The organism is Pseudohaliea sp. (assembly GCF_054552115.1).
Window position 1 is genome coordinate 45,767 of record NZ_JBTOLW010000025.1, and the last position, 9,714, is coordinate 55,480.

Here is a 9,714-nt window from a genome sequence, read left to right on the forward strand (position 1 = left end):
GTCAGCGCAGCGTTGCCGCCAGGAGCAGCAGGACGAGCGCCACGGTGGCTGCCAGGGCCATCCCCCAGCTGCCGAGCACGAGCTCCAGCGCACCGAGTCGACCCGGCAGCCCGGCGCTCCCGACTCCCGCTTGCCCCCCCGCGGTGTCGGTTCCCCGCCGACCGGGCAGCGGGATCGGTCTCGGCAGCCCGCGGGCCAGGAGCAGCGCCAGCGCGGCAGCCAGCAGGTTGAACGCCGCAACGGCGGTCACCGCCCCGAGGGCCGCGCTGCCGCCGCCCAGGCGCCAGCCCAGGGCCGGCACGACAAGCAGGGCGAGCGCGGCAAGCGACAGGCCGACACCGTTGCAGCGCCCGGCCAAGAGCAGCAGTGCGCCCCGACTACCCGCGGCCGTCGCGGCAAAGGCCGCGACGATCGGCGACGACGCCAGCGCGCCGGCCGCATCGGCCACGGAAGGCACGAGGGCATGATCGACCACCTTGGCGAAGAGCAGGGCCACTTCGAAGGCCGCGAGGTCTCCGAGCACCAGCACGACAACCACGGCGGACAGGCGCCCGGGGGGGGCGCCGGCGTCGCTGAGCCGTGCCGCGAGCAGCGCATAGGTAGCGAGCGTGACACCGGCGAGGAGCAGGAGCAGGTCCGACGCCAGCAGCGCTGCGCCCAGGGCCCCCTGTCCCAGTAACAGGCAGGCTCGGGCGCGTGGCCCGGGGCGGGCGGGCCCGGCGGGCCACAGGACCCGTGCGAAGAACAGCGCGAGAAGCGCGATCACGGCCACTGGTGGCGTGCCACGCACCAGGCCGGCCCCGAGCATGACCCAGGGCAGCTTCAGGGCCTCACCGGGGAACAGTGCCGCCGCGGGCAGGAGCGCCGCGAGCGGTGGAAGCCAGCGCCGACCCACGCCGGGCACGATCGGCAGGAGTGGCAGCGCCAGCAGGGGTGCGAAGACGAAAAGCATGACCGGGTTCACGGTGCGTAGAACTCCCGGCGTACCACGAGCGTCGCCCACTCCTGCGGGCTGTAGGGCACGGCCGCGAGCAGCCCCGCAAGGAGCACGAGCACTGCGGTGACCACCGGGGGCGCCAGCAGCGCCAGTGCGGTTTCGGCGCGGGCGCCCGCGGGGCGCGGGGGCCAGGACCCGGCGGGAGCCCGGAACCAGGCCCGGTGCAGGATCGGCAGGAAGTAGGCCGCGTTCAGGGCGCTGCTGCCGGCGAGGACGACGACGGCCCAGCTATCCCCGGCCTCCAGCGCGCCGAGACCCAGGTACCACTTGCTGATGAACCCGGCCATGGGTGGCAGCCCGACCATGCCCAGCGCGGCGACGGTGAACGCCGCGGTCGTCAGGGGCATGCGCCGGCCTACCCCGTCCAGTTCGCTCACCTTGTGCAGGCCCAGGGTCTCGGCGTAGTTGCCGGCGCAGAAAAACAGCGTGATCTTCATGAGACCCTGGTGTACCAGGTGGACGATGCCGCCTATGCTGGCCAGCGGCCCGACGATCGCCACCCCGAGGGCGATGTAGGACACCTGGGACACGGTCGAGAATGCCAGCCGGCGTTTGAGGTCGTCCTGGGCGAGGGCGCGCAGAGAACCGTAGATAATGGTAAACGCCGCTACCGCCGCTAGCGCATCGATCACGCCGAGTTCGGCTGCGTACTCCACCCCGAACACGTCGTAGACGATGCGGATGATACCGAAGGCCCCGGCCTTGACCACGGCAACCGCGTGCAGGAGCGCGCTGACCGGCGCCGGCGCCACCATGGCCCGGGGCAGCCAGCCGTGAAGCGGCACGAGCGCCGCCTTCACCCCGACACCCGCCACGAGCAGGAAGAAGATCGCCCCGAGCACCGGTGCCGGCGCAGTGGCACCGTCGACGAAACCGCGCGGCGTGAAGGTGAGCGTGCCCACCTCCGCGTACAGCCACGCCGTGCCGAGCAGCAGCGCCGCCCCGCCGCCGATGGTGTAGGCGAGATAGCGGTTGCCCGCGGCGCGGGCCACGGGCGTCTCCCGGTGCACGACCAGCGGATAGGTGGAGAGGGTCAGCAGTTCGTAGAACAGCAGGAAAGTCAGCAGGTTGCCGGCCATGGCAACGCCCACCGTCGCCGTGACGCAGAGGCTGAAGAAGCCGAAGAAGCGCGCCCGGTTCGGCGAGTCTTCGAGGTAGCCGATGGCGTAGATCGTGGTCAGGAACCAGAGCTGGGCCGAGAGCGTGACGAAGAGCAGTGCGAGCGAGTCGGCGCGCAGCGAGAACGCGATCCCGGGCAGCAGAGCAAAGGAAACGGCATAGCTCACGCCCCGGGAGACGCCCCAGAGCATCACCGCTACCAGAAGGAGCTTGACGGTCGCGCCCACGAGGTTGAGCGCGCTGCGAAGGCGCACCGCCCGCTCGGGCAGGAAGAAGATCACCACCCCCGGCAGGAGCGAGCTGGCGAGAACCGCCAGGGGTACCAGCGCGTGCTCGTTCATGGCACGCCCCCGAGAAGGGCGAGCAGTGGCTGACCGAGAAAGCCAAGGCCGACGGCGCCGCCGGAGAGGGCCATTGCCGCCCATTCCATGCGCCGCGGGAGCGCCCTGGCATCGGGACGGTCACTGCCGCCGAAGGTATGCTCGATCAGCTTGAAGATATAGACCGCCGCCAGCAGGCCGCCGAGGAGCACCACGGTGACCAGCCACCACTTGCCGCTGGCAATAGCGGCCTGCAGCAGGAGCCACTTGCCGTTGAAGCCACCGCTCGGCGGGAGCCCCATGAGGCTCACCCCCGCGAGCGCGATGGCGCCGGCCGACACCGGCATGTGCTGCACGACGCGCTCAAAGCCGTCGATGCGGTCGTGACGCGCGCGGCGGGCCAGGTTGCCGACGGCGAGAAACAGCCCGGCCTTTGCCAGCACGTGGGAGACCAGCAGCAGGGCAAAGGCTCCGTAGGCCTGGAGCCCGGCCACTGGCACCAGGGCCAGGGCGATGAGCAGATAGCCGAGCTGCGCAACGGTCGAATAGGCCACGAGCAGTTTGGCCCGGGACTGGAGTACGGCCTGCAGGGAACACCAGAGCACGCCCGCTGCCCCTAGGGCCGTAAGCAGCTCGCCGGCCAGCGGCCAGGCGCCATCGTAGATCGAGAGCCACAGGCGCAGCACCAGGTACAAGGGCGCCTTGACCACCAGCCCGGACAGCGCCGCGCTCACCGGCGGTGTCGCGTTGGCGTGCGCCGGCGGCAGCCAGAAATGCAGCGGAAACACCGCCGCCTTGAGCAGCAGGCCGGTTATCATGAGTGCGAACGCCAGGCGGCCACCGGGCAGGCCCGCGCCCTGCCCCGCCAGCTGCGCAAGATCCAGGGTGCCGGCAGCACGGTAGAGCAGGGCCACCCCGAGCAGGTAGGCCAGGGACCCGGTGAGCGTCGCCAGGAGATAACGCAACGACGCCGCCAGCGCGGCCGGCCCGCCGCCCAGTGCGGCCAGCGCGACGGCGGAAAGCCCAAGTAGCTCCAGCGTTACGTAGAGGTTGAACAGGTCCCCCGCCAAAAAGACACCGTTCAGGGCAGCGAGGCACAGGAGGAACAGGCCGGTAAAGTAGCGCCGTTCCGGTCCGCCGTAGGCCGCGCTGGCGTGCAGCGCGATCAGGGGGGCGACAAGCGCAGTGACCAGCACAAGGACCACCGAGAGCCCGTCGGCGCGCAGCGCGATGCCGAGCGGTGCCCCCCAGCCACCGACATCATGGGTGGCTGCACCGGCTGCCGGCAGCGCCCCCGCCAGGAACAGGGCAAGGACCAGGTTGCCCGCCGTGCCGACGCCCAGGACGACGCGCTCGCCCCGCGGTGTAACCAGGGCGACGAGGCCGCCGGCGAGGGGCCAAAGGACCAGCAGCGGCAGCAGTGCAGCCGTGCTCATGACGACCCCTGCCCGCCTCCGGGCTCATCGTCCACAGCCGGTACGGCCAGGCGCAGCAACAGGTTGAGTCCCAGGGCCGTCGCGGCGACAGCGACGACGATGCCGGTAATGACCAGGGCCTGGGGCAGCGGATCGCCCGGCGCTGCCCCTGCGACGAGCACGAGGAACACGCTGCTGCCCATGACGTTTACCGCAAGCAGGCGGCGCAGAGGGTGCGCCGCGACCACGAGGGCGTGGAAGCCCAGGCAGAACAGCCCGCAGCCCAGCACCGCATAGAGCGCCTGCCCTGTCACGGCCCACGGTCCTCCAGCTCCCCGGTACCCAGGAACAGGGCGACCAGTGTCACGGCGATGGAGAAAAGCGCGACGCTCTCGATCAGCAGGATCAGCGTCCCCGCGTGGGCGGGTGGCAAGCCGAGCAGTACCCCGCCGGCGCCAAGCGTTGCGGCCGCAACGGCGAGGAACACCCCCACGCCCAAGCTGGCCAGGGGCCAGAGGCGGTGCTCGAAACGCCAGAGGAAACGGTCGCGCCCGGCAAGAAGGGCGAGAATCCCCGCGGCAGCGAGAAGCGCGCCACCCTGGAACGCTCCACCGGGCCGCGTGGCCCCCGCCCACAGCAGGTAGAGGGCAACGAGGACAAGCACAGGCAGGAGCAGCGAGGCGAGCTCCCGCAGCACACCGCCGACCGGCGCGCCGCCCCGGGGTGGCGCCAGCGGCGCCAGGCACCGCACCCCGGCGAGAGCGACGAGCAGAACCACGAGCTCCAGCAACGTGTCGTAGCCACGGAAGTTGAGCAGTACGGCCGTCACGGGATGGCTCACGCCGCTGTCAGCGAGGGACCCGGCGATAAGTGCCGGCACGTCCCGGCCCGGCGCCACGGGCCGGGTCACGGTCCACGCCAGCAGTGCACCCAGCCCCGCCAGCAGGAGTGCGAGCGCTGCGCTGGCCGGGCCCTTCATGGCTGGTCCTCGTCGCGCTCGCGCAGCCGCGCCACCGCGGCCATGAGCAGCGCCCCGGTCAGGCCCGCACCGATCGCCGCCTCGGCGAGGGCGACGTCCGGAGCCTCCAGCCGCATCCAGGCAAGGGCCAGCAGCATGCCGAAGGCCACGAAGAAGACGACCGCAGGGAAGAGCGCCTGTGTATACAGGGCGCGCCAGGCCGTGAACAGGAGCGCGACAGCCAGGAAGAGGTCGGGCGCCGGCGGCAACAGGTTCATCGCTGCCATGGCTCGACTCCCCGGCGCAGCGCCGCGCGGGCAATGACGTGGGACACGGAGGCACTGGCGAGGAGTACCAGGCACCAGGTGACGAAGAGCTTGGCCGCTACCGCCGCCGAGCCCGCCTCGAGGGCCAGTCCCAGGAGCAGGAAGCCGAGGCCCACGTTGTCCGCCTTGGTCAGCGCGTGCAGCCGCGCATGCACGTCGGGAAAGCGCAGGAGACCGACGGTGCCGGCGAGAAAAAACAGCGCGCCGAGCACCATGCAGGCCAGTGCCAGCCAGTTCATTCGCCCTCCTCCCGCGGCTGCCAGACGCGGCGCACGAACGCGACCGCGGTAATCGCGGCGAGCAGCGCGAAGACCAGCGCGACATCCCTCAGGGCCGGCATGCCGCGCGTATCGGCCTCCATGGAAAGGAGTGCCACGGCCGTCGTGCCGAAGAGCTGTGTGCTCAGCATGCGATCGGCGGGCGTCGGCCCGGCGAGCACCCGCCAGAGGCCGGCGAGGAGATTGGCAAGAAGAAACAGGGCCAGCCCCGTATGCACCGCGTCGAGGTTCACGGAGAAAAGACCCGTGCCAGCCGTGCCTCGAGACCGGCGAGGGCGGCCTCGTGCCCCCCGGCCCCGTCCAGCACATGGACCCAGACCGTATCATCGCGGATATCAGCGCTCAGCGTCCCGGGCGTCAGGGAAATACTGTTGAGAAGGAAGACCCGTGGCAGCCCGGCAGGCAGCTCGGTGTGAAAAGGGACAAGTGCGGGCGCCAGGCGCAGGCGCGGGGCCAGGGCCCGCCGGGCAACGTCGACCGCGCCAAGCAACGAATGCCAGGCAAAGTAGCCCAGGAAAGACAGGACCGGGAGCAGGCGGAAAGCCAGGGGCGGCAGCAGGCGCAGGCTCAACCAGGTCGCCAGCAGCACGGCCGGCACGCCCAGGGACCAGCTTCCCGGCTCGAAGGCGGTAAGTACGCCCCAGAGCAGCGCGTAGAGAACGGCGCGGAAGGCGCCGGCACGAAAGACGACAGTACTCGAGACAGCGGGCACGTCAGCTCATCGACAGCGAGAGGATGGCTGCCAGCATAGACTGCGGTACGAAGGCAGGTCAAAGAGACCTTGCGAGGTAGTGAGGTAGCTGGGATGGCGGTGGGGGAGGGATTCGAACCCTCGAACGGTTTCCCGTTACACACTTTCCAGGCGTGCGCCTTCGACCACTCGGCCACCCCACCGGAGGGCGCGCATCATAGCAGCTTACTGGCGATGGAGTCGATACTGCGGGGCCTTCCCCGGCACGCTGCTGCGCCAGGGGCTGATAGCGAGACCGCCGCGGCGCGTGTACAGCGCCTGCACCGCCAGGGTCTCCGGTGACAGGGCCGCGGCAAGGTCGAGGAACATGCGCTCGACACATTGCTCATGGAAGTCCTGCTGCTCACGGTAGGCGACGAGATAGGCAAGCAGCGCGCCGCGGTTCAGCCGCGGACCCCGGTAGCTAATGACTACCGTCGCCCAGTCCGGCTGTGCCGTGACCGGGCAGAGGGAGCGCAGCAGGTGGGAATGCAGTGTTTCCTCGACCTGGTCCTCGGCATCCACCCGCAGCAAGTCCAGCGCGGGGGCGTCAACCGGGCCGGCCAGGGGGGCCTCGTCGATACACTGCCCCGGCGCGGCCATCCCCTGGAAGGCGGGGTCGTCGAGGCCGGCAAGGGTTACCGTGACCGCGCCGCCGGTGGCCTCGCCCAGGTCCCGCGCGATGGTCTCGCGCACCGCCCCGGCATCGGCGAAGATGCTGCCGTTGAAGGCATTGAGGTAGAGCTTGAGAGACTTGGACTCGACCATCCGCGGTGAATCCGCTGGCACCTCGATGCGTCCAAGCGCGACCCGCGGCCGGCCGCCGGCCTCAAGCCAGGAGAGTTCGTAGGCGTGCCAGACATCGGTACCGCTGAACGGCAGCCTACCCGCCCCCAGCCCCAGGCGCGCCCTGCCCTCGCTGCGCTCAATAGGAAAAAGCAGCGACGGGTCGTACTGCGTGCTGCCGCTGACCTGGCGCCCAAGGGGACTTTGACGATCCATGGCGTGCTACTGCCTGAGCCGCTTGCCGCTGGACAGGAGGTGCATGGCGTAGAAAAAGAGAAGCACCGTGAAGCCGGCGATCATCGCGAAGGCGAAGGCCACGTTCACGTCGGACACGCCGAGGACACCGTAGCGGAAGGCATTGACCACGTAGACCAGGGGGTTCAGCTTCGACACGCCGGCCCAGAACTCCGGCAGCAGGTCGAGGGAATAGAATACGCCGCCGAGGTAGGTGAGCGGCGTGAGGACGAAGGTGGGGATGATGCTGATATCGTCGAAATTGTTGGCGAAAACGCCGTTGATGAAACCCGCCAGGGCGAAGAGCGTCGCGGTGAACAGAACGACGAGCGCAACGATGCCGATGTTGTAGATGGGCAGGCGCGTGAAAAACAGCGACACGGCCGTGACGATGAGCGCGACCAGCAGCCCGCGGGCAATGCCCCCGAGGAGGAACCCCAGGAGGATCACGTAATTCGGCGTCGGCGAGACCAGCAGTTCCTCGACACTGTGATTGAACTTGGAGCCGAAGAAGGAGGACACCACGTTCGAATAGCTGTTAGTGACGATGGCCATCATGATCAGACCCGGAACCACGAACTCCATGTAGCGGAAGCCGCCCATGTCGCCGATGCGAGAGCCGATCAGCGAACCGAAGATCACGAAATAGAGCGACATCGTGATGGCCGACGGCAGCAGCGTTTGCGGCCAGATCCGCAGGAAACGGCGGATTTCCTTGCGCAGCAGGGTCATGAGGGCGATGTACTGTTCCCGCGGGCTCATGCAGCGCTCTCCACCAGGTTAACGAACATCTCCTCGAGGCGGTTGGCGCGATTGCGCATGCTGGTGACCCGCACGCCGATGGCGCTCAGTCCCTCGAAGACCTCGTTCACGTGCTGCCCCTTCTCGACCTCCACCTCGAGGCTGTGGTCATCGACACGGCGAATTTCGAAGCCGGGAAGCTCCAGCGGGTCGGGGAGCGTTCCGGCGCTGTCGAGAATGAAGACCTCGCGGTGCAGGCGCCGCAGCAGGTCGCGGATCGAGCTGTGCTCGACGATCTCGCCGTGGTTGATGATGGCGATGTTACGGCAGAGCGCCTCGGCCTCTTCCAGGTAGTGGGTGGTGAGGATGATCGTCGTGCCTTTGCGGTTGATCTCCTGCAGGAAATCCCACATGGAACGGCGCATTTCGATGTCCACGCCGGCAGTCGGCTCATCGAGGATAAGCAGGCGCGGTTCGTGCACCAGCGCCCGGGCGATCATCAGCCGGCGCTTCATGCCGCCGGACAGCATGCGCGAGGCGCTGTCACGCTTCTCCCAAAGACCCAGGGCGCGCAGGTATTTCTCGGCGCGCTCCCGGGCCAGGGGCAGCGGCAAGCCGTAATACCCCCCCTGGTTGACGACGATGTCGCCGACCTTTTCGAACATGTTGAAATTGAATTCCTGCGGCACGATGCCGATGAACTTCTTGGCGCCGGGAAAGTCGATGTCGATATCCACGCCATAGACCTCGATGCTGCCCCCGGTCTTGGCCACCAGGGAGCAGATGATGCCGATAGTCGTGGATTTTCCGGCACCGTTCGGGCCGAGGAGCGCGAAGAAATCCCCCTGCTCCACCTGCAGGCTGATACCCTTGAGGGCCTCGAAGCCGCCGGGGTAGGTCTTCTTGAGTGCGTCGATTTTCAGAGCCGGGACCATGAACTACCCTTGTGTTGAGAACGCGAACAGCAAAACGATCAGGAAAGCCCCCCATTCTACCCGCAAAGCGCGGGGGCCTAGAACCGGAGTGACCATGGACGATGTCGAATACGCAGAATACTGCCGGGGCCTCCTGGAGACTTTCGCCCGGGAGTTCCTGGAACGCACCCGTGAACTGGGGCCGCAGGATGGCCTGCGGGAGCTGGCCCTGGCCTTCGGCGAGGTCGCAGCCGGGGGTGCCGATTACTACGACCGGGGCCGGGAACTGGTTTCCCGCCTGTTCACGGTCTACCCGGAATTCGCCCCGACTTTCCCGCGTGAGTTGCTCTGGGTCTTCGGTGGTGAATGCCTTCACTACATGCCCGACGAGGAAATCGCCGAGTTCGAGCGCCGACAGGAAGATAGTGCTTGACGCTCACAGGCACCCTTCATACAATGCGCCGCTCTCGACGAGAGGTCACAGCGTCCCCTTCGTCTAGTGGCCTAGGACACCGCCCTTTCACGGCGGGAACAGGGGTTCGAACCCCCTAGGGGACGCCATTTTTCCTGCGGGAATAGCTCAGTTGGTAGAGCGCAACCTTGCCAAGGTTGCAGGGGGGGCGCCCAGCCTCGCCGGTACCGGCGACCAACCAGCGGTCGGTACGAAACACGGAGCGCGGGAATAGCTCAGTTGGTAGAGCGCAACCTTGCCAAGGTTGAGGTCGCCGGTTCGAACCCGGTTTCCCGCTCCAATCCTCAACACCCCTACAGGTCCTTCGGCCGTAGCTGCCCCTGCCACTCTGGCAGTCCGCATGGCGGCCGGGGTGAGCGCGGGATACCTTCCTCCCCAAGAATGGACCGGGGGAGAAATGAGAGAAAGGGCCCCCACCCCCCCC

At 68.4% G+C, this 9,714-nt stretch carries 13 protein-coding genes and 3 tRNA genes; 3 read left to right on the top strand and 13 right to left on the bottom strand.

The genetic code is table 11. From position 1 onward, the window contains the following. Position 1: 1 nt before the first annotated feature. From ACX93N_RS12285 to ACX93N_RS12345, 13 genes are all read right to left on the bottom strand, one after another. Complete coding sequence (locus ACX93N_RS12285; RefSeq protein ID WP_459428720.1) at positions 2-964, bottom strand: hypothetical protein; 963 nt, start codon at positions 962-964, stop codon at positions 2-4. Then, on the bottom strand, positions 961-2,457 hold the full coding sequence (locus ACX93N_RS12290) for a complex I subunit 5 family protein (protein ID WP_459428721.1): 1,497 nt from the start codon (positions 2,455-2,457) through the stop codon (positions 961-963). The genes ACX93N_RS12285 and ACX93N_RS12290 overlap by 4 nt, the downstream gene beginning before the upstream one ends. Next, the gene (locus ACX93N_RS12295; RefSeq protein ID WP_459428722.1) at positions 2,454-3,872 is read right to left on the bottom strand and encodes a complex I subunit 5 family protein; all 1,419 of its coding nucleotides are present in this window, start codon (positions 3,870-3,872) and stop codon (positions 2,454-2,456) included. Before ACX93N_RS12295 ends, ACX93N_RS12290 begins: the two co-directional genes overlap by 4 nt. Continuing rightward, complete coding sequence (locus ACX93N_RS12300) at positions 3,869-4,165, bottom strand: NADH-quinone oxidoreductase subunit K (RefSeq protein ID WP_459428723.1); 297 nt, start codon at positions 4,163-4,165, stop codon at positions 3,869-3,871. The genes ACX93N_RS12295 and ACX93N_RS12300 overlap by 4 nt, the downstream gene beginning before the upstream one ends. Further along, positions 4,162-4,830 (bottom strand): MnhB domain-containing protein, encoded by a 669-nt coding sequence (locus tag ACX93N_RS12305; protein WP_459428724.1) that lies wholly within the window; start codon positions 4,828-4,830, stop codon positions 4,162-4,164. The genes ACX93N_RS12300 and ACX93N_RS12305 overlap by 4 nt, the downstream gene beginning before the upstream one ends. Beyond that, positions 4,827-5,096, bottom strand: a complete 270-nt coding sequence (locus ACX93N_RS12310) for a Na(+)/H(+) antiporter subunit B (RefSeq protein WP_459428725.1) — start codon at positions 5,094-5,096, stop codon at positions 4,827-4,829. The genes ACX93N_RS12305 and ACX93N_RS12310 overlap by 4 nt, the downstream gene beginning before the upstream one ends. Continuing rightward, positions 5,084-5,374, bottom strand: a complete 291-nt coding sequence (mnhG, locus tag ACX93N_RS12315; protein ID WP_459428726.1) for a monovalent cation/H(+) antiporter subunit G — start codon at positions 5,372-5,374, stop codon at positions 5,084-5,086. The genes ACX93N_RS12310 and mnhG overlap by 13 nt, the downstream gene beginning before the upstream one ends. Further along, positions 5,371-5,646 (bottom strand): monovalent cation/H+ antiporter complex subunit F, encoded by a 276-nt coding sequence (locus ACX93N_RS12320; protein ID WP_459428727.1) that lies wholly within the window; start codon positions 5,644-5,646, stop codon positions 5,371-5,373. The genes mnhG and ACX93N_RS12320 overlap by 4 nt, the downstream gene beginning before the upstream one ends. Then, positions 5,643-6,125 (bottom strand): Na+/H+ antiporter subunit E, encoded by a 483-nt coding sequence (locus ACX93N_RS12325; protein WP_459428728.1) that lies wholly within the window; start codon positions 6,123-6,125, stop codon positions 5,643-5,645. Before ACX93N_RS12325 ends, ACX93N_RS12320 begins: the two co-directional genes overlap by 4 nt. 94 nt (positions 6,126-6,219) lie before the next feature. Next, positions 6,220-6,307: transfer RNA gene (locus tag ACX93N_RS12330), tRNA-Ser, on the bottom strand. A gap of 22 nt (positions 6,308-6,329) precedes the next feature. Continuing rightward, positions 6,330-7,145 (bottom strand): NADPH-dependent 7-cyano-7-deazaguanine reductase QueF, encoded by an 816-nt coding sequence (gene queF / locus ACX93N_RS12335; RefSeq protein ID WP_459428729.1) that lies wholly within the window; start codon positions 7,143-7,145, stop codon positions 6,330-6,332. A 6-nt stretch (positions 7,146-7,151) separates the two neighbouring features. Then, positions 7,152-7,925, bottom strand: a complete 774-nt coding sequence (locus ACX93N_RS12340; RefSeq protein ID WP_459428730.1) for an ABC transporter permease — start codon at positions 7,923-7,925, stop codon at positions 7,152-7,154. Beyond that, on the bottom strand, positions 7,922-8,839 hold the full coding sequence (locus ACX93N_RS12345) for an ABC transporter ATP-binding protein (RefSeq protein WP_459428731.1): 918 nt from the start codon (positions 8,837-8,839) through the stop codon (positions 7,922-7,924). The genes ACX93N_RS12340 and ACX93N_RS12345 overlap by 4 nt, the downstream gene beginning before the upstream one ends. Positions 8,840-8,933: 94 nt before the next feature. Between ACX93N_RS12345 and ACX93N_RS12350 the strand changes: the two genes are divergently transcribed. The 3 genes from ACX93N_RS12350 to ACX93N_RS12360 all read left to right on the top strand — a co-directional run bounded on the left by ACX93N_RS12350 (position 8,934) and on the right by ACX93N_RS12360 (position 9,570). Beyond that, on the top strand, positions 8,934-9,251 hold the full coding sequence (locus ACX93N_RS12350; RefSeq protein ID WP_459428732.1) for a PA2817 family protein: 318 nt from the start codon (positions 8,934-8,936) through the stop codon (positions 9,249-9,251). A 52-nt stretch (positions 9,252-9,303) separates the two neighbouring features. Then, positions 9,304-9,379, top strand: a tRNA-Glu gene (locus ACX93N_RS12355). A gap of 115 nt (positions 9,380-9,494) precedes the next feature. Further along, positions 9,495-9,570: transfer RNA gene (locus ACX93N_RS12360), tRNA-Gly, on the top strand. Positions 9,571-9,714: the final 144 nt, after the last annotated feature.

Coding starts and splice junctions, on each gene's coding strand:
- ACX93N_RS12290 (WP_459428721.1), bottom strand. CDS start 2,457: ATGAACGAGCACGCGCTGGTACCCCTGGCGGTTCTCGCCAGCTCGCTC.
- ACX93N_RS12295 (WP_459428722.1), bottom strand. CDS start 3,872: ATGAGCACGGCTGCACTGCTGCCGCTGCTGGTCCTTTGGCCCCTCGCC.
- ACX93N_RS12305 (WP_459428724.1), bottom strand. CDS start 4,830: ATGAAGGGCCCGGCCAGCGCAGCGCTCGCACTCCTGCTGGCGGGGCTG.
- ACX93N_RS12310 (WP_459428725.1), bottom strand. CDS start 5,096: ATGGCAGCGATGAACCTGTTGCCGCCGGCGCCCGACCTCTTCCTGGCT.
- mnhG (WP_459428726.1), bottom strand. CDS start 5,374: ATGAACTGGCTGGCACTGGCCTGCATGGTGCTCGGCGCGCTGTTTTTT.
- queF (WP_459428729.1), bottom strand. CDS start 7,145: ATGGATCGTCAAAGTCCCCTTGGGCGCCAGGTCAGCGGCAGCACGCAG.
- ACX93N_RS12340 (WP_459428730.1), bottom strand. CDS start 7,925: ATGAGCCCGCGGGAACAGTACATCGCCCTCATGACCCTGCTGCGCAAG.
- ACX93N_RS12345 (WP_459428731.1), bottom strand. CDS start 8,839: ATGGTCCCGGCTCTGAAAATCGACGCACTCAAGAAGACCTACCCCGGC.
- ACX93N_RS12350 (WP_459428732.1), top strand. CDS start 8,934: ATGGACGATGTCGAATACGCAGAATACTGCCGGGGCCTCCTGGAGACT.